The 18,837-nt window shown below is 65.4% G+C and carries 15 protein-coding genes; 5 read left to right on the top strand and 10 right to left on the bottom strand.

All coding sequences use genetic code 11. From position 1 onward, the window contains the following. Window positions 1-59 precede the first annotated feature (59 nt). Window positions 60-1,316 (top strand): SGNH/GDSL hydrolase family protein, encoded by a 1,257-nt coding sequence (locus AC5P7X_RS05100; protein ID WP_495214534.1) that lies wholly within the window; start codon window positions 60-62, stop codon window positions 1,314-1,316. 63 nt (window positions 1,317-1,379) lie between these two features. On the opposite strand, the gene fur is transcribed toward AC5P7X_RS05100, so the two are convergent. After that, window positions 1,380-1,787, bottom strand: a complete 408-nt coding sequence (gene fur, locus AC5P7X_RS05095; RefSeq protein WP_005409235.1) for a ferric iron uptake transcriptional regulator — start codon at window positions 1,785-1,787, stop codon at window positions 1,380-1,382. Window positions 1,788-1,890: 103 nt separating this feature from the next. On the opposite strand from fur, the gene AC5P7X_RS05090 reads away from it, so the two are divergent. Then, window positions 1,891-2,283, top strand: a complete 393-nt coding sequence (locus AC5P7X_RS05090) for an outer membrane protein assembly factor BamE (protein WP_005409234.1) — start codon at window positions 1,891-1,893, stop codon at window positions 2,281-2,283. A 34-nt stretch (window positions 2,284-2,317) separates the two neighbouring features. On the opposite strand, the gene AC5P7X_RS05085 is transcribed toward AC5P7X_RS05090, so the two are convergent. Together AC5P7X_RS05085 and AC5P7X_RS05080 are read right to left on the bottom strand one after the other, a co-directional pair. Further along, the gene (locus tag AC5P7X_RS05085; RefSeq protein WP_495214533.1) at window positions 2,318-2,575 is read right to left on the bottom strand and encodes an RnfH family protein; all 258 of its coding nucleotides are present in this window, start codon (window positions 2,573-2,575) and stop codon (window positions 2,318-2,320) included. A gap of 3 nt (window positions 2,576-2,578) precedes the next feature. Then, window positions 2,579-3,004, bottom strand: a complete 426-nt coding sequence (locus AC5P7X_RS05080; RefSeq protein WP_005416175.1) for a type II toxin-antitoxin system RatA family toxin — start codon at window positions 3,002-3,004, stop codon at window positions 2,579-2,581. 57 nt (window positions 3,005-3,061) lie between these two features. Here AC5P7X_RS05080 and smpB point away from each other — a divergent pair, with 57 nt between their 5' ends. Then, a complete protein-coding gene (gene smpB, locus AC5P7X_RS05075) occupies window positions 3,062-3,565 on the top strand; it encodes an SsrA-binding protein SmpB (RefSeq protein ID WP_005416174.1) in 504 nt (167 codons plus the stop codon). A 126-nt stretch (window positions 3,566-3,691) separates the two neighbouring features. Here the strand turns inward: smpB and AC5P7X_RS05070 are convergent, their stop codons facing one another. Further along, entirely contained in the window at window positions 3,692-4,264 is a 573-nt protein-coding gene (locus AC5P7X_RS05070) for a hypothetical protein (RefSeq protein WP_171958234.1), read from the bottom strand. A 488-nt stretch (window positions 4,265-4,752) separates the two neighbouring features. Here AC5P7X_RS05070 and AC5P7X_RS05065 point away from each other — a divergent pair, with 488 nt between their 5' ends. Further along, entirely contained in the window at window positions 4,753-5,634 is an 882-nt protein-coding gene (locus AC5P7X_RS05065) for a hypothetical protein (RefSeq protein WP_414609733.1), read from the top strand. Further along, window positions 5,606-5,953 (top strand): STAS-like domain-containing protein, encoded by a 348-nt coding sequence (locus AC5P7X_RS05060; RefSeq protein WP_176425409.1) that lies wholly within the window; start codon window positions 5,606-5,608, stop codon window positions 5,951-5,953. Before AC5P7X_RS05065 ends, AC5P7X_RS05060 begins: the two co-directional genes overlap by 29 nt. A gap of 189 nt (window positions 5,954-6,142) precedes the next feature. Here AC5P7X_RS05060 and AC5P7X_RS05055 read toward each other — a convergent pair whose 3' ends face one another. The 6 genes from AC5P7X_RS05055 to AC5P7X_RS05030 all read right to left on the bottom strand — a co-directional run bounded on the left by AC5P7X_RS05055 (window position 6,143) and on the right by AC5P7X_RS05030 (window position 18,821). Continuing rightward, window positions 6,143-6,766: a hypothetical protein gene (locus tag AC5P7X_RS05055; protein ID WP_414609732.1), complete on the bottom strand. Its 624-nt coding sequence runs from the start codon at window positions 6,764-6,766 to the stop codon at window positions 6,143-6,145. Window positions 6,767-6,835: 69 nt separating this feature from the next. Then, the gene (locus tag AC5P7X_RS05050; protein ID WP_414609731.1) at window positions 6,836-7,468 is read right to left on the bottom strand and encodes a hypothetical protein; all 633 of its coding nucleotides are present in this window, start codon (window positions 7,466-7,468) and stop codon (window positions 6,836-6,838) included. A gap of 459 nt (window positions 7,469-7,927) precedes the next feature. Further along, window positions 7,928-8,860 carry an SOS response-associated peptidase family protein gene (locus AC5P7X_RS05045; protein ID WP_495214532.1) on the bottom strand — a complete coding sequence of 311 codons (933 nt, stop codon included), beginning with the start codon at window positions 8,858-8,860 and terminating at the stop codon, window positions 7,928-7,930. 83 nt (window positions 8,861-8,943) lie between these two features. Next, complete coding sequence (locus AC5P7X_RS05040; protein WP_495214531.1) at window positions 8,944-9,297, bottom strand: hypothetical protein; 354 nt, start codon at window positions 9,295-9,297, stop codon at window positions 8,944-8,946. Between the two features lie 99 nt (window positions 9,298-9,396). Further along, window positions 9,397-17,328, bottom strand: coding sequence for a PLxRFG domain-containing protein (locus tag AC5P7X_RS05035; RefSeq protein WP_495214529.1), 7,932 nt, complete (start codon window positions 17,326-17,328; stop codon window positions 9,397-9,399). Continuing rightward, window positions 17,328-18,821, bottom strand: a complete 1,494-nt coding sequence (locus tag AC5P7X_RS05030) for a hypothetical protein (RefSeq protein WP_495214528.1) — start codon at window positions 18,819-18,821, stop codon at window positions 17,328-17,330. Before AC5P7X_RS05030 ends, AC5P7X_RS05035 begins: the two co-directional genes overlap by 1 nt. Window positions 18,822-18,837 lie beyond the last annotated feature (16 nt).

Raw genomic sequence — 18,837 nt, 5'->3', positions numbered from 1 at the left:
GTCTAGTTCACAGATAAGCACGGAATCACCATGGCGGTCCCTCCACTCGGGACTGCCCGATGAACCGCTTGAGCCAGCTCACCACCACCGCCCTGCTCGCCGTGTCCGGCGCCGCCAGTGCCGCATCCGCCCCGCACTGGGTCGCCAGCTGGCAGGCCAGCCCGCAGCCGGTCTGGAACGCGGATTTCCTGTTCCCGACCCTTGTCCCGGCCACGCTGCAGGACCAGACCTTCCGCCAGGCGGTGCGTGTCAGCCTGGGCGGCCGGCGGCTGCGGGTGCGGCTGAGCAATGCCTACGGCACCCGGCCGCTGCGGATCGGGGCGGCCAGCGTGGCCGCACGCGCGGGCGCCATCCCGCAACCGCTCAGCTTCGGCGGCCAGCCCGGGGTGTTGATCGGGCCCGGACAGGAACAGCTGAGCGATCCGCTCCCGCTGGCCACGGATGACCGCCAGGCATTGCAGGTCAGCGTCTTTGTGCCGGGGCCGGCAACCGTTCAGACGTTCCATTGGGAAGGCCGCCAGACCAGCTGGATCGCCCCCGGCGACCAGAGCCGGGCCCAGGCCCTGAGCGCAGCCAGCAGCACCACCGCCCGCCTGCTGCTGACCGGAATTGACGTCGAAGCCGACGCCGACGCGCGCAGCGTAGTGGTGATCGGGGATTCGATCACCGACGGTGCCACCGCCAGCCTCGACCAGGACCAGCGCTGGACCGATCATCTGGCCGCGCGCCTGGCAGCGCGGGGCATAGCCGTGGTGAACGCCGGCATTTCCGGGGGGCGGCTGCTGCGCGACGGCATGGGTGAATCCGCCCTGGTCCGCTTCCGGCGCGACGCGCTGGACCAGCCTGCGGTATCCAGTGTGATCGTGCTGATCGGCATCAATGACATCAGCTGGCCAGGTACCGCATTCGCCCGCAACCAGGCCCGGCCCACGCTGAGCGAGCTGCAGGCGGGGTATCGCGCGCTGGCAGAACAGGCCCGCCGCCGAGGTGTGCGGATCGTGGGCGCTACCTTGCCACCGTTCGCTGGCGCCCTGCCCGGCACGCCGCTGGACGACTACTACCAACCGGACAAGGACACCCTGCGCCGCCAGCTCACTGCCTGGCTGCGCACGGACAGCCCGTTCGACGCGGTGATCGACCTGGACGCGGCGCTGCGCGACCCGGCCGATCCCTCACGGATGGCCGTGGCCTACGACTCCGGCGACCACCTCCACCCGGGTGATGCCGGCAACCGGGCCATGGCTGAGGCGGTGGACCTGGAGATCCTGCTGGGCCGCAAGGGGTCGGATCCCTTACCTGAACGGAAAGGGCTCTGACCCCATCAACGAAAAACCCCGGGCAGGCCCGGGGTTTCGTCGCATCCAGCTGGCCGGAACGGATTACTTGCGCTTCTTGCGCACGTACAGCACCAGCGAGTGCTCTTCCAGCTCGTAGCCATGGTCTGCGGCGATCTTGCGCTGCAGCTCCTCGATCTCGTGGCTTTCGAACTCGATGATCTTGCCACTGTCCACGTCGACCATGTGGTCATGGTGGCCGCCACGGTCCAGTTCGTAGACCGCCTGGCCGCCCTCGAAATTGTGCTTGAGCACGAGGCCGGCGGCCTCGAACTGGGTCAGCACCCGGTACACCGTGGCCAGGCCGATCTCGTCGCCGTGCTCCAGCAGCTGGCGGTAGATGTCTTCGGCGGTCATGTGGTGCTGGGCATTGCGCTGCTCGAGCAGCGCCAGGATCCGCATCCGCGGATGGGTCACCTTCAGGCCGACTTTACGCAGGTCGTGGGTTTCCATAGGTCTCCGTTCATTGGCGATTTAGCGCCAGCTGCCTCGGATTGGGTCGCGGTGGCACGCCGGGAGTGTATCATCGGTTTGATTTCCCCAACCGCCAGTCCCGATGCGCAATCTCCTGTTGGTCGCCGCCGTCGCCCTGTCCACCACCGGGTGCGGCATCATCTACAAGCAACCCATCTATCAGGGCAACCTGATCCGGGAAGATGCCGTGGCCAAGCTGCAGGTCGGGCAGAGCAAGCAGCAGGTCACCGCGCTGCTGGGCACCCCGTCCATTCCCGACCCGTTCCACGCCCAGCGTTGGGACTACACCTCCAGCCAGCGCGTGAACCGCCTGGGTCGTACCGAAGTGAAGAACTTCGTGGTGTTCTTCGAGAATGACACCGTGACCCGCTGGGAAGGCGATTACTTCCCGGGCAACGACAAGGCCCTGGCCCAGCAGACCGTGCGCCAGTTCGGCCGCAACCTGCCGAAGGACAAGAAGAAGAAGGGCCGCTGAGCCCCCTGCCCGTCCGCAGGTACGGCTGCTGGAATCAACCGCCGAGCGCGCGACGCCGGCGGTTGTCCTTGGGGTCGGCCAGCAACGGGCGCAGCAACTCGATGCGATCACCTTCCAGCAGTGCCTGCTGCTGGCGAGCCAGCACACCATGAACGGCGACGGCGGGGCAATCGGCACTGCCTTCCAGCGCGGCGGCGGCAATGGCGTCGGCCACGGTCGCACCTTCTTCCAGCTGCAAGCGGCGCGACAGCACCCGCTGCGGCCAGGCCAGCACCACCTCGACCTCGATCATCGCTCAGCCCTCGTCGGCGACGCGGACGAAATCGTTGACCATGCGATCGGCCAGCCCCTGGAAGCCGATCGCCAGCGCCGGACCGAGCAGGCGCGAGCTGGGTTCGAACTCCAGGGTCAGGGTGACCTTGCAGGCATCCTCGGCCAGCGCATGGAATTCCCAGCGGCCGTGCAGCTGCTTGAACGGGCCATCGCGCAGCTGCATATCAATGCTGTGCGGGCGCTGCAGGGTGTTCTCGGTCTGGAACCATGTGCTGAACGAGCCCAGGCCCAGGTCCAGTCGCGCCACCAGGCGGTCCTCGCCCTCCTCAACGATCTGGGCAGCAGAGCACCAGCGGAAACGGCGCGGATAGGCCTGGACGTCGTTGACCAGGTCGAACATGCGCGCGGCCGAATGTTCGACCAGGGCGCTGCGGCGGATAGTAGGCATGAATACAGGACGTTTCGGCAATCGACCGGGCGGGCCCGAATCGGAGACAATACGGAAATGAGCAAGAACAGCGGCAAGGATAAAGCAAAGAGCGCGACGGCCAACAAAACCATCGCGTTGAACAAGCGTGCCCGCCACGAATACCACATCGAAGAGCGCTTCGAGGCCGGCCTCGCCCTGCAGGGCTGGGAGGTCAAGTCGATCCGCGCAGGCCGTGGCAACATCATCGATGCCTACGCCTATGTGAAGCGCGGCGAAATCTACCTGATCGGTGCACAGATCACCCCGTTGATCCAGGCCTCCACCCACGTGGTGGCCAATGACCGGCGCGAGCGCAAGCTGCTGCTGCACCGGAACGAGATCGACAAGCTGATCGGCAAGGTCGAGCGCGATGGCTACACGATCGTGCCCACTGCGATGTACTGGAGCAAGAACAAGATCAAGCTCGAAGTCGCGCTGGCCAAGGGCAAGCAGACCCACGACAAGCGCGATGCCGCCAAGGACCGCGACTGGGCGATCGAGAAGCAGCGCGTGATGCGTCGCGGCAACCGCGACGCGTAAGGCGACTGCGCATCACCCTGTAAAGCCGAGCCATGCTCGGCTGCCTTGGTTTTCTGTAGAGCCGAGCCATGCCCGGCTTCGGCAAGAAGAGCAGCCGAGCGCAGGCTCGGCCCTACAAAAGGCGGGTCACCCCGCGAGCACGCCCTGCCCTCGCATGCGCGGCGCCAGCGCCGCGTGCATCACCGCCAGGTGCATCACCACCGCCAGTTCCGGCGCATAGCGATCTTCCCCCGCCCGCCACTGCTGGGCCACCTGTGCGGCATCTTCCGGGAGCAACGCCAGCAGCTGGGCATCATCCAGCGCATCGGCCGCGCCCTGCAGCTGGCGGGCCATCTGCCGCGACTGCCACACGTGCACGCCAATGCTGAGGCTGGCCAGCGACATCAGGACCACGGCCAGCCCGTGCTCGAACCACTGCGACAGCACTTCCGGCCCCCACAGCAGGGCCGCCAACACGGCCATGCCCGGCAGACGCCAGCCCAGCCAATGGATGCGACCGCGCTGCGACCAATGCACCACCACCGCACTGGCGACCAGTGCCGCCGCGGCCGTGGCCGGCAGTTCGGTCAGGCAGGTGGCCGCCAGCAGCGCGCCCAGCACGGCCCAGACCCAGCCAGGGGGCAATGCCCGTCGCTGGTAGTCGGCCCCGACGGGTCCGACCAGCTGTCGCAGGCTGCGTTGTTGGCTTGCCTCGGTCACCCACAGTCTCCGTGTTTGTCCTGGCCCGGATGGTCGCCGCCAGTGTGTCGCAAATTCGTGCCCATGACGTTACCAATCCGCTATGACGGAGGCTCTACAACTTGTTGTGGATTGCCAAGGTGACTGTTCAGCTGTTTTGCCGTAGCATTGCCACTGTTGGGCAGGCTCTGACCGTGGCAACACCAAACAGGCCTTGTACCTTGCAGAACTTGAAGAAACCGGGGGTGCATTGTCCCCGTGACGCCATCTGCGACGGTTTCCAGGAAGCAGAAATAACGAAGCCCATCAATGCTTTAGCTTGATGGGCTTTTTTCGTTCATGACTGCCATATGGGCAGAAATGGGCATCGATTGGCAGCATTTGGTCAACTTCCTGGTCAACATTCAATGTTGACCGTGATATTCAGTGCCCGCCGCAGCGCATCGTTAACATTTGTTGACCCATCACGTAGACTCCTATGCTCTTTTTCATGGACGGAAGGGTGCTGCATGGCGCGCGAGACGAAGCTAGGGGACATTCGAGGGTGGCATCAACGTCTCAAGGAGCTCAAACATGAGCGCCAGTGCCAGACCCCCAAGTTCTTGTTGCCATTCCACTTTGTGACCATGGCACTGCTACTAAAGGAAGAGCAGGCGAGGATTGTCAGGCTTCCTGAGCACATTGAGCAGTACGCAGCCCTGCTTAAGCTCCGGGAAGCGATTGGCCTTGAACCTGCGAATGACCAGCCCCTGCCGTCCAGCAAAGGCAGCCGGTACCACGAGATCACGCCCCTTACCGGGCTGCCAGCCGTTGACTCATCTGCAGCCGCCCTAGCGGAGATGTTGACGGATGACGGAAAAAATGCTAGCAATGAAGTGCAGAGCAATATTTTCACGATGCTGTCAGAGTTGCTAGGCAACTGTTACCACCATGCTCGGGCTAACGACGGCCTTCACGGGCTGGCATGTGCGCAGACTTGGTACAAAGACGCTAGGGCCCAGATCGCTATCGCTGACAGTGGCATCGGAATTCGAAAGAGCTTGATGGAGAGCAGTGATTTGACGCCTCGACTCAGGAGGGAGAATGCCTGCGCTCTAGCGTGCGAGCTGGGTGTTTCCAGCAAGCTAGGTGTTGGGCACGCCGGGTACGGACTTGCAATTGCGAAGGACTTGGCAATGCAGACTCGCAATTCGACGCTGCTGGTTCAGTCTTGCAATGAAGCTCTCTTCATCGATAACGGTAAGGTGTCTGAAATTTCAGACTTTGATTACGCTCTACCCGGCACACTGATTGTGTTCGAGTGGGACCTCAGCAAGCCCTTGGATCTTGGCAACGTCTACAAACAATGGCCGGCGAACGATGATGAACAAGACAAGCCAGATTTCTTCTGACATGTTCAGGGTACGTGATGTGTGTACCAGCACCACAACCCGCCCTAGCGGAATGGCGGCGCGGCATCTCTTGCGTTCAGCACTGCATCCGCCGCACCCAGTTACCGTTGATTTAGAAGGTGTTGTGCTGACGCCTTCATTTGCGGACGAGTTCCTGGGTGTACTGCTTATTGAGCTAGGTGAGCCTGCATTCCGACAAGCGGTGCGAATCGTAAACGTCGAAGGGGCATCAAAATCCCTCCTCCAGCAGATCCTCGCCAGACGCGCGGCGAGGCCATACGCCAACGTTGCAGCTCATAACAATCTGCACGCCAAGTAACTAAGATGCTTCGCCCACCTGACGGTGCCGTCATAGCTACGAGGTAGGTGTCAGCATTATGGAATGCCCATCAATGCCTTAGCTTGATGGGCTCTTTTGTTCATGCCTGCCACATGGGCAGAAATGGGCATCGATTGGCAGCGTTTGGTCAACTTCTTGGTCAACATTCGATGTTGACCAACACCAGGATCAACCTGCTGGCGGATCACCGAGCTGCTGGTTCTCATCCTCGAGCAACCTGATCTGCTTACCGATCAGCTCCTGCAGTTCATCGTGCATCAAACCACCGGTCGCCCAGATCTGCGTCGCCTCAGCCTCCGTCTTGACCGTTGCGAGGCCACTCAACAAGCCCACCAGGGTGTTGAGCCTGCTCGAAACCTCTGTCGTATGAATGCGCGCGCGAAGTGGTACAAGATCTGCATTCGCCCGGCGAAGTGATTCATCCGCCTCCGCAGAAAGGCGACTTCTGCCCCAGTGACGCCGCCCCTGATCCTGGTAGGAACGCAGATCCTCCATGTATCCGACCACCGCGGCACGCATCAGTTGCAAGACGAGCGGCTGGAGGGCCAGCAAGTTCGCTCTTTCGGCGTCTATCCTTCGACTGCGCAAGAGGTCAAAGCGCTGTTCTCTCCGAAGAACTTTGTCATGGTGACGGCGTCCCTTCTCGGTAAAGTGGTCTTGAAGCCATTTCAGTCCGAAGCCCAGGATCAGCGTGGCGACCGGTACCAGCCACTTCCAGTCCGCGCCGGCACTTGCCGTTGCAATGATCGCCGGCGTCGTCTTGGTGCTCGCTAGCAAGAGAGCTTCCAGCATCTTCAATTCCCCCAGGGGTCTTCTGCCATCCAACCCGAAGTTTTGGCGTTCACCGCGGCCCTTTCGACATTACTCTCGAATTGTCATCTGCTGGCCAACCACCTCGTGAAACCGAAATGGATGTTTGCCCAGCCTGTCGTTCAGCTCGTCCACCCGTTTCGACCAATCAGCCTCTTGTTCGGGTGCAACAGATCGATTCATTTCCAGCGACCAAGCATTCAAATCCGCGAAGAAGCTGTCGCGCAGGTATTCTCCGGCAGCGTCACTGAAGAGGTACTGCGCCTGCCAAGAAGCGTGAATGGCACTGAGCTGCAGCGCCCTGGTGAAATCACGCCCCTCTATCGTTTCGGAGTAGATGCGCTCCACTTCGCGCCAAAGACCCCAACGTCGATCGAACAAATCAACCTTGATCTTGTGTCGAGCGGTCAGCCAGTTCCTCCACGTCAAGTAGAGGACGAACAGTGGGGTGAAGAGCGCTGCTGCTTTCAGCAAGCCGGCCACGTGGCGATCTGCTCGCAACAGGGCGTCGCTCGGTAGATGCCCGGCAAAGCCCATCCAATAGCCCGCCCATGCTGTGCCGCACGCAATCACCACTGCGGCGACTGCAAATGCTATCCCCTGCCATCGTCCGGACATGAGTGCTCCCTGCATTTCGTTCAGGAACTCTAGCAGAGCCGTGCCTGCCAAGAAACCGAGCTGCATTCAACGCTGATCGAGAGTGAAGGGTCTCCGCGCCTCGCTATCCCATCCACCCGAACGGCGGATCGGTGCCCGCCTTGGCCAGCCTGTTTGCCCGCACAGCCTCCCGCCAGGCGGTGATCTTGGCCACGTCCTCCCGCAATCGAGTTTGGTGCCTCGTGACCCAGAGCTCGGCACCGACGCGGCCCTGGTCGTAGCTGCTGCAGCGCCGGGACGGTCCGCCAGGACCATTCCTATGTCGATCGAGGTGTGCCACCCAGGTCCCGTCATCAACACGCTGGGTCATGGAGACGACCCAGATCCCCTCGCAGGCGATCACAGTCAGCGGGTCGCCTGGCCAGCTGGCAGAGCGTGTGGTCCAGTAGAAGGAGTCGGGAAGCGGCATGGCCGGCAGGATACGAATGGCGGTCGCAGCAGTTGCGATTGTGAGCACTCTATTGCCACGCCGCTGTCGCTCCCCTCTTATGCAGCGAGCTGGTGCTCGTAGAAGGGATGCCGTTTGTCGTCGAAGATCCGATACATCGCGGCCAGGTCAGCCGGGTCCGGATTGAGCCAGGCATCGACGTGCTCGGGCTTGATGTTGATGATCGTCCGATCATGGCCGGCCGCGGCGACTTCCGGCTCGGGGTCATCGGTGATCGCGGCGAAGGACAGCAGGTCGGGCTCTTTCCCCGCGGGGTCCGTCCAGTGCGACCACAGGCAGGCCACCAGCATCGGTTCGCCCGTGCGCGGCGTGAACTGCACCACCTGGTTGTTGCCGTCCGGACCTTCCACGTTCTCGTAGAACGTCTCCACCACCATAAGCCCGTGGGTGTGGCCGAATGCCGGCGCCCAGAATTTCTCCAGGCTATCCCTGCGCGCGTTGTAGGTGCCCGGGAAGCGGTGGTCGTAGTTCGCCGGCTTCCCGGCCAGGCGGCACTGGTAGCGCATGGGCTTGATGACCAGCTTCCCGCCCTCTGAAATGATCACCGGAGCGTAGACCCCGGGGAAGATCCGGCTGTCACGGCCCTTCGGCTCGGAGCGCTTGAGGTCACCCAGTTTGCCCAGGGCGCGATCGATCTTGTTGCCGGCGATCCGCACGTCTTCCCGGGCCTTCTTGGTTTCCTTCACCTGCAGTGCGCGCTCCGCGTCGGCCAGGCGCTTCCGGTTCGCGAACAGCTCCTGCTCCAGCACGGCGGTCTCGGCGCGGTTCCACTGTTCGATCTCAGCCCACACGGCCAGCTCAGCCGGGCTCGCGCCGGCGCGGAACGCATCATCCATCGCCTTCGGCGTCTTCGGCCGCTTCTTCCCCGGGTCATGGGCGTAGAGAGCAGCGAACTCCTGCAGGGAGATCGTGGCGCCAGTCATGCGGACCAGCTTCTGATAAGCGGCGGTGATCTGGGCGGAATAGCACATGGCTCGATTACACCATGCCGGCCTTATGGCGCCGTGAGCGCCTGGGGCCGCGAAAGGGGCCGCTGCGGCGACCCCGTGGACCCTTACAGGTCCGGCAGGCCCAGTCGTCGCCGCAGGGCGGCCAGCAGGACGATCGAGGTCCGAACCAGCGAGTGCTGGTCACGGGTCAGCTGATCATACATGTCCAGCACTTCCGGGGGGATTTGCCCCACCCGGCCTGCCTTGAAGGCCTCCATCGAGACCACCTGAGCCTTGTGGCGCTCATCTTCCATGCCCTTCTCCAGCGTCTGGCGGCGGGAGTGCCGCCCCCTGGATGCCTTGGGCACCACCTCCAGGCCTGTTGCAGGGGAAAGAAAACCAGCACCACTGCCCGTGGGCTGGCCCTTCTCCTGCTTTCCTTCTCCAATGGCCACTACCTGCGAGTCCTTCTTGTCCATCGGTTACTGACCCCTGTATCGGTAACGCCGGCACCAGCGCCGGCGCCTTCACATTGCTTTCATCCCGACTGATCCGATTGGGCCACTACGTTCCAACAATCACTCCGTCACGGCTTTGCTGAGCCGCGCGGCCAGCCTGGGGTTGAGCACGATGCCGGCCTCGGCCCTGGCGCTGTAGCGGGCCCGGTTCTTGATGGACTGCTGCAGGCCGCTGGAGGTGATGGCCAGCTCCGGATTGGCCTTATTGAAGTCGCCGATCTTGCGCAGCACCGAAGCGCGGTCGCTGCCGTCGCCGTTGCGCAGGGCCATGGCGAAGGCGTTCACCAGCGACTTGCGGCGGTCGAGGATGTGCTGCTCGTAGTTCTTCAGCGCGCGGGTGGTCTCGTATTGGCGGGACACCTTCTCCGGAGCGAAGCCATTGGCCTGCAGCAGGACCTCCCAGGGCGACAGATCCTCGACGACCGGATCGCCGCGCAAGGTGTTCACGCCCTGGGTGGCGTAGCGGCCAGCCTTGATCATGTCCTTGAGCCCCTTGGGCAGCATGGTTTCGACGCCGCGCATGATGTGGCCCTCGTCGACCTGCTGCTTGCCGACCAGCACGTTCTTCAGGACACCGCCCATGGGCCCTGCGGCCTGCTCGAGTAGGTTGTTGAACATACCCCGGCCGTCGAGCTCCCGATCGGCGTCGCGGATCCACAGGCTGTCCAGGCCGACACGGCCGGAAATGTTCGCGCCGGTCAGCTTGTCGGCCGGGCCGTGCAGCAGCAGATCTGCCCCGCTCTGCCCCAGCATGCCGGTGAGGAAGGCCCGCAGCTCGGTCTCTGCGTCCCAAGGTTCGTCGTCATCCCCGAAGGTGGCCTGGATCCCGTTCAACGCGCCCATGATCATGCCCATCATCGGCAGCCCCATGGCGCCGGAGAACAGCGCGCTCATGCCCAGCAGGCCGGTTAAGTTGCGCCGGGCAATCTGCCTCACCTGCGGGTCCTGCCCCTTGGTGGCCTGCCAGACCATTCGCCCGAGCGCCCAGGTCATGTTCAGGCTGTACTGCCGGAACATCAGCAGCACCTTGGCGGTGCCGCTCTGCATGAAGCGGGCGCGGTTGGCGTTGCTGTAGTCGAAGTGGGTGTCGAAGATGGCGTCCCGGGCGAACTTCACCGCTTCGTCGAACGACTTGCCATCCGTGCGCGCCAGGCGGTAGGCGGCCATGCCCGTCGCCTCGCGGTTGATCACCTCCGTCTTGTGGAAGCCCCAGCCGATGATCTCCATGGCCTTGCTCCAGGCCGGGTTGTAGCCGGTCATGCCGCCTTCGGCGATGCCGGCGAGGTTGTGGGCCTGTGTCTTCTCGATTGCGCCGGCAACTTCCAGCGCCTGATACGCGCGGAGCTCGTCCGGGTCGGTCAGGGTCTTCTGGATGTTCCCCACGGTGCGCACGGCGTCGCGGCTGGCGGCCAGCAGATAGTTCATGGCCTTGACCCCGCCATGTCGTGCGGCCAAGTAGGGGTAGCTCACCAGCGCAGTCTGGGTCACGTTCACCAGCGCTGCTGCCGGCGTGGCGCCCAGGTAGTAGGTGAATCCGAACGACGAGATCAGGTTGGTGAGCGCCGAGTCGGTGGGGTTCATGATCCACTCGTGCCGCTTGCTCAGCTCTTCCAGCAGCGCGTCGCCGGCGACGATCTTCCGCGTGTCGACGCTGGGGGATGCCTGGATCTGCTTCTGCGCATCCTTCAGGTCGGTCAGTACGCCCTGCAGCTTGTGGGCGTATCGCAGTCGGGCCAGCTGATGCGATCCGTGCTGCATGTTGTAGGCAAAGGCGCGCACGGCGTCAGGGTCGAAGCCGGGTACCGACTTGCGGTGGATCTGGTGCTTACGCATCGACAGTTCCGGCATGGTCTGCAGATACAGCTGGTACACCTGATCCTGGACTGCGTCAGACACATGGGCCGTCCGCAACTGGTCGATCACGTCCGCGACGAAGGTGCCGCTCGGTGCATCTGTCGCCTTGCCCTCCATCTTCATGCCCCGGGCAGTAACGGCCCACCCCCTGCGCTGCAGGTCCTTCGCCGCGCGGTCAAGCTCGTTCTGCGATTCGAACATGAGGAAGGTGTTTGTGCCGTTCTTCTCGGCGGCGACGAAGAACCTACCGAAGCGCTGCAGGGGGAAATAGACACCCTGCAGCCGCGCAGATTCGAACTGTTCGCGGATCTTGTGCACCAGCATTCGGCGGCTGCTGTCGTTGAGGATCTTCCCCCCGACGAGGTCGCTGCCTTTCAAGTCCTCGATGCGCTGGACCAAGGCCTCTTCCACCGCGTCGGACCTCGACCGATAAGCATCACGAAACTGAAGATAGAACGACTTCGCCTCTGGGGACAGCTGGGACCACTGTTCAACCAAAGGGGCATACTGCAAACGACGCCGCGGCTCTGCCTTCAGCATGGCCTTCAGCGCCTTGACCTCGTTCATGATGTTTGTCTTGCTGTCGCCGCTGCGCTCCCGCATCTGCTGCTGCTTCACCTTGATGGCGTTCAGCACGTTCTTGCGATTGACCTCCTGGAGTCCCTTCTCGCCCGGCATGCGGAACTGCAGGGGCTGATACTCGCGGGACGGGTCAACGCCGTCCATCGTGGCCTGGTGCATGAGATCGAACAGGCGCCGGCTTTCGGCCTTGTTCTTGCTGGCCCACTGGCGCGCCGCCTCGGCGATCGTGTCCGCCTCCGACTGCAGCTTGTTCCGATCGGCCTGCATTTCGGCCAGGTAGTCCGAATAGCGATCGATGGTCGGGAAATAGTCGCGCCCCAACTCCGTCAGGTGGCGAGTGGCCAGCGCGCCGAGCCACGTGGGCCGCAACGCGTCCTTCACTTTGCTCAGGCTGAGGTCTGCCAGCTTCTGCCGGGCGCGCGCCAGCACACCTTCGCCCTGGATGCCCTGCTGGATCGCATCAATGTCCGCGAGCGCGTCTGCCGGCGGCATGCTGAAGAGCCGGCCGCGCGCCGCCCGCGTCACCTCGGCGCCATTGGGCAGCACCACGCTCCAGGTGCGCGGCCCACTCTCAACCGGATCGGCCAGGACCTGGCCACCGGTGCGTTCGGCCTCAGCGCGCGCGGCACCAAGGGTCAGGAAGTCGGCCGGCCGGCCGCGCTCGTCGGCGAGGTACCACTGATCGTCGCGGCGGAGAAATCGACCGCCATTCTGCTCGAGGAAGGCTTCGCCACGACCATCGATCTGCGGCTGCGCAAACGAGTAGGAACGCACCATTTCCCGCTGCGCCTGCGCCGACATGCCGGCGCGCAGGAAGCCGTCCGCCTGGCTCAACAGGTCCCGAACCTCTGCCTCGGACCACTTCAGCGACGGCATGACGCGGCGCAGGAACCGGCGCACCGCGGCGGCGACGCGACTGGTGAAGCTGTTGCGGATCCCCCGTTCCGCCATGACGGCGATCGCTTCCTTGGCGAAGGTCTCGCGATCGACAGTGCCGTAGCGCCTGGTCACATCCGCCAGCACCGACTTCATCGCAGCGGTACCGGTTCCGTCGGCAGCCAGCTTGTCGATCGCGTCAACCATCTGGGTCCAGTCCTTGGCCCCCACCACCGACTCGACGCCGTAGTGCCCGATTGCCTCGTGGGCCAGGACCTGAGCGAATCGCTGCTCGGTGGCAATGTTGCCGGCATTGATCCAGACCGTAGGCCGACCGTCGTACATACCCTCGGCGCGGCGATACGCCGGATCGACCTTGGCGGTGGCCGGGAAGTCCTCGGCGGAGCGCACCACGACCACGCTGGGAGCATTTTCGCCCCAGTGCTGGGTCAGGTCGGTTTTGAGCTGCAGCGCGCGGTCGAAGTCCAGGCCGCCGGCAGCGGCAGCAGCAGCGGATCGATTTACCCGCCCGCCGGGCCCAGGTGCTTCAGCTGCGGATCCTTGGCCAGCTGCTCCTTCGCCCACTGCCCGGAGGCCCGGTACTCGGCCTGCAGCGATGCGATCTCGGAGGGCGTCAGCATCGAGACGTCCCTTGTCGAGGGTGAGGATGGTGCGCGCTTCGGACTCGGTGAGGCCTTCGAAGCCGTAGCCGAACTGGTCGCGCCACCAAGGTTCGATTGATCCGAAACGTTCACGGACGTCGGCCAGGCTCTGGGAGTTGAGGGCGATTTTCCGCGAATAGTCCTTGCCGGTCAAAGCCGTGGCCAGCACGACCTTGCCGCCGTTGTCCTCGATGTGGGTCTTCAGCTGGGCCAGTGTGCCGCCCTGGGTCAGCGTGTCATCGATCAGGACGTAGTCGCGGCCCTTCTCGACCTTGCCGGTGAACGGCGGCTGGTTGGCCAGCCGGTGGAGGGCATCGCCGGCGCTGCGGTTGACCTTGGCGGCCTGGACGATGTCCTCGGACACCTGCAGACTCAGCCGATGGGCCAGCACCTCGGCGGCCATGCGCGGGATGCGGTTGTTGCCCGTGGCCTCCTGGGACTGCACAGCGACCACCAGGGGCTTGCTGCCCTTCGGCAGCGCGGCACGCACGTCCTCGACAAACTCCTGGGTGATCACGTCGCGGGCAACGCGCAGGGCGGCCGTGTCATCGCCGGCCTTGGCGGCGGCGTAGTCCGCCTGCGCGCTCAGACGCCCTGGGCGATGCGCCGTGACAACGTCAGGGAAGTCCGCCGCCCAGCCCCGACGGGAGAAGAGTGGATCGGACTGTCCTGTCGGGCTGTCCGCGACCGGGGAGCTAACGCTCTCTCGATCGGCATCACTCGGCGCAGGCTTCGAAGCCTCAGGGTTTGACGCCGGCTTGGCCTTGTCGTCTTTCTTTGCCTCTGCGGCCTTGGCCACCTTGGCCGCCTTCGCGTCCCTTCTCGACTTCCGCTCAGGCTTCCCGAGCACGGAAATCAGATCGCGCGGGCTAGGAATGGTGCTGTGCCAGCGCGGCGCCTCATCCGGAAGAGCATTCCCTTCCTTGTCCACCATCTGCACCTTCACCTGCCAGCGCGGATCCTTCCCGGGCGGCCGGAATTCAATCACCCGATCCCGGGTGTTGCCATAGGCGTTCACGATACGCCCCGGCTTGAAGTAAGCACCGAGCGTGCCGACGTCGCCGCGGTCGTACTCCGGAGACCCTGCCTTGATGCGAACCTTGGGCGTGTAGGCCGGGCCTGGCTCGCTCGCGGCCGGTGCTGCAGCTGCTGCAGGTTGCATCCCGACCTTGGCCAACCCGCTGCCGCTTTCTGCCGTCGCACCTACGGTTTCGGCCGCGGTACCGCCGGTCTGCCCCGCTTCACCCACGATCGTAGCCGGCTGCGGCGCTGGGGCTGCCTCCGCCGGCTTGCTCCTGGTGACGCGGCGGGTGGTCTTCTTCGGGTCGCGCACCCACGCCTTGAACTGCTCCTGCGACATTTCCTTGATGCCACCCAGGCCGGTCCAGCCCTTCGAGTAGTTGGCCAGGTACGTGTCCCGGGCTTCCTGCTCCGAAGCAGTACCCATGATCACCTTGTGCTCGTCGAAGGATCCGTCCTTGTTCACCTGGTCGACCACGTACACCGGTAGCGCTGGATCCTCAGCGCGGTCGGTCATGAAGACGTCGACGTGGTCCTTGTCCTTGCCGACGGTGCCCTTGAAGTAGCCGTAGTGGTTCTTCAGCGCTGGCCAACGCGGATCCCGCTGGCTGCCGGCGGGGTTTTCGATACTGATGTCGTGGCCGTTGATGCGGACATGACCCTTCTTGTAGTTGCCGGCTTCCTTCTGCGCGTCCGTGGGCGCAGGCAGATCGTTCTGCGGGTTCGTCGCAGCCTCAGCAGCCGCAGTGGCCACCTTCCGCGCCTCACTGGGCGCGGACGCGGTGTCCTGACCTGGCGTCGGCTCAGCAATGGGCTGCTCCGGAGCCATCTCGGCCAGTGTGGCCGCGTCCGTCGCGCCAACGGCGCGCGGCTCTGCGACCGGTTCGCGAGACGAACCGGTATCCGATTGCGCCTCCACTTGCCCCAGTGCGAGCTGCAGCTCGCTGGCCAGCGCCGCCGGTGCGGAACGGTCGGTGGTTGCGGTGGCGTCCAGCTGCAGATCCGCCTGCGGCGCCGCATTCCTCTGCGGCTGCGGCGCAGTGCTTGCTGCCTCCGCCGCTGCTGGTGCTGGAGTGCCGGCGTCCGCCGGCGGCTCGGTGAGGCCACGACGTCGCTCGCCCTTGACCTCTTCCAACAGCGGACGCACGCGAGCACTGGGCAGTCCGTACTGATCGCGCATGGAGCGAAGCAGCGTCGGCGTGTTGATTCCGCCGTGGGTCTCGACCTGGTACTGCAGGCCGTTGTGCAGCAGCTGCTTGATGTCCGTCGGGGTCGGCTCGCGCAGAGTTTCGCCCGTCTGCGCATCGACCCACGGCGGCGCCACCGCCGGCGCCGGCGGCGATGCCGGCGCGGGGACCTCCGGCGTCGCCAGGCTGGGCTGCACGTGTTGAACCAGCCGAGCTGGGGCCTCCGTGCTTGCAGTTGCCGGTCCTCCTGCCGCAGCTGGATCTGCCAACCGACGAGCACGCGATACCAGGTTGGCGATGCCGGCGATCGAGTCAGGTGCCGCATCGGGGAACGGGACCGTCGGCTGCGGTCGCGCGGCGACTCGGCGCCCGTCAAACGGCGCGGACATGCCGCGCCCCTGTGGGAACCGCATTTCCGGTTCTGCCATGACCTCCGGGCGAACACTACCGGGCGTGATGGTGCCATCGGGTCCTGCAGTCATCACCTCCGGCGGCGGCAGCGCCAGCATCTGGGGAATCGGCGGCGGCGGCAGTGACGGGGGGGGCGGAGTCGGCCGACGCGCCAGGCGCTCCCGCTCCGCATCGGCAGCCACCGCAGCCTGGTTGTCGCCGCGGCTGGCCACCGCGCCACCGGCGGCCATGCCGCCGCCAAGCAGGCCACCGATCGCCGCGCCGGTACCGGCCGCTTCGGGAACACCCTCCCATGCAGCCTGGGTCGGATCGATCTGCCGCTGGCCAAGGTTGCCGGCAAGCTGGGAGCCGCCTTCCTGGATGCCCTCTTCCACGGTCTCGCGCGCGGCGCCGGCAAGCATTGCCTTGGGCTTACGGGCCAGGCCCCGGGTGAACACGTCGGCTTCGAAGGGTGCCGCAATGCGGCCGGCGATCGCCGCGATCGGAGCGGTGATTGCCTGCGCCTCCATCGATGCGCCGCGCGCGATCGTTTCCTTCACCGTCTGCGGATCGCCGCCGGCAGCGACCATGCGCTTGTACTCCGGGTTGGCATCCCAGACCGACTGCGGCTGCGCCATGGCCTGCTGGTAGGTCTGCTGCCCCGCAGATCCGGTCTCCATGATCGTCGTCATGCCGGTGGCAGCGGCAGTCGCCGCGCGATGGCCAGCAGCCGTGGCTGCAGTTTCTGCGGCCTCGGTACCGAGGCCCTTGGCCAACGCACCCGCGAGGGCGCGTTCGCCGGCGCGCGCAGCGGCAACTCGCGTGCCGGCGCCCATCGCGGCGACGTTGGGCACCTGCTCTGCCAGGAAGTTGCCGATCAGTCGCGGCGAGGACAGCACCTTGCCAGCGCTGGAGAAGAAGCCCTTGGTGTCCTGCAGCCCCTGCTTCTCCTGCTTCAGCGCATCCGACTGACTCTCCCCCAGGTAGTCGGTGGCCGCCTGCGTTGCCTTGGACAGGGCGGCTGTATCAGATCCAGCACGGCGCCCGCCGAAGATCTCCGATGGGGTACCTGGCACCAGCGCAGCGGTTTCGGATGCGCCTTTGACACCCAGCCTGTCCAGGAAGCGCAGGCCCTGCCGCACGACGTTAGTCGGCTCCATCGAGTTTCGCTGCTCCACGGCGCCGCCGATGATGTTGGCGGCGCCGGCGGCGATGCCGAGACCGGTGTCCTTTATGGCCTCGCCCCATGTCCGCTCTGGGCGCTTGGCAACCTTCTGGAACGGGTCGCCCTGCACCGGAGACAGCGTCGGCCGGCGCGCAACCTTGTCGGAGGCCGCGGGGGCGGGACGGGGAGCCGGTGCCGGCGCCGCGGTTGGTCCAGCGCCGAAGGGGTTTCCATCGACCTTCTCGAACGTTGCCATCAGAGATTCACCTTCGAGTAGCTTCCGTCGTTGTTCTGCACGTACCAGTTCCCGTCCGGAGCCTTCCGCGCTCCGGCAACCGGCGGAGCTTCTTGTGGGCGCAGCCCCGCGTACAGCGGATCTGCATCGAGCTGGGCCAAGGCCGCGGTCTTCGCGGCTTCGTCCATCGTGACGTTCCCGGAAATCGCGTTGAATCGATCGGTGTAGGACTTCAGGCGGTCGGCATCGGTGAGCTCGCCGGTCTGGCGCGGCGGCTGGGCGGCCCGCACGCTCTGTCCGTCGGCGCCGGTCACGGGACGCCAGCCGCCGTCGCTACCAACAACCCCCATGCTTCCGTCCGCCGCAACCGAGATCTCCGGCCTGCGCGCAATGCGGGCCGTTTCCAGCGATGCCTGGCGATTGGCGGCGTTGTCCTGCATCTGGGCGTTGAATTGTCCGGCCTGCAGGGCGCGGTTGGCGTCGCCTTGCGCAGCGACCGCGTTGACCTGGCCAGCGGCAAGGTCCGCCTCATCCTGTGTGCGGAGCGCGGAGGCTCGCTCGGCCTGGCGCGCGCCGGCCTCGCCCAGGATTGCCTGCGCCACCGCCGCACGGCCGCTCGGGCTTCCTTTCAGGCTGGCACTGCCCATGGCTCGGGTGAGCTTGTCCACCGTAGTGTCGGCGGGATTCTCGATGATCCCTCCCTGGCGGCCGCGCTGGGCCACCTGCGGAGTGGGCCGCGGCGCGACCACTGTCGGCGCTGAAGCGGCAGCCGCAACGGGCGACGCCATAGACGCCGGGCTGCCGCCGGCCGGAGCGGTCGCAGCGCCGCTTGCCGCGATGGTTGCGGCGGACCCGGTGAACACCGAGTTGCCCTTGGCATCCACCGTCCGGGTGATGCCGGCCGGCAACGTGGCAGTGCGACCATCCTGGGTCGTGTAGGTGCTCGGCGCAGCCGCAACGGGAGCAGCGGCCGCCCGCGGAGCTGCAGCACCTGCAGCGCCCGCCGCTGGCGCCGTGGAATTCACGCTCGAACTGATACCGGTGAAGTCCGCCCCGATCGCGGGCCGGCCGGCCAGTCGCGAACCGGCGAGCCCCGCAGTCGAGTCCACGCTCGAGCTCACACCGGCAAAGGTGGGCTTCGGCTTCGCCGCACCGCCGAGCCTCACCGGAGCCAGACGGCTCAGCGCGCTGGCGGCGCCGCCGATCGGATTGAGCTCGCTGGGGGCCCTCAATGGCTGACCCTGGCGCGGCGACGGTGCAGCACCGGCCGCGGCCCGGCCTGCATCCCGTACGAAGCCTGCCGCTTCCCGACCCGGCGCCGTCACCGCGTCTGCGACGGTACCGGCGGCACGCAGACCTGCGCCGGCGGCCTGCCGTGCCAGGGTGGCGGTACCGGCCACACCGCTGCGCAGCGCCGATCCAAATGCCGTACCAGGGCTCGGCCGTGGGGCAATGCGGCGCTGCCCGGGCGCAACGCCGGCGGGGTTCAGTTCGTCTCGATCGTTGATGGCCATGCGGTTCCCCTTTTGA

The organism is Stenotrophomonas sp. YJH_SMC_53 (assembly GCF_059369995.1).
This window is presented reverse-complemented; position numbering and strand designations above follow the sequence as displayed.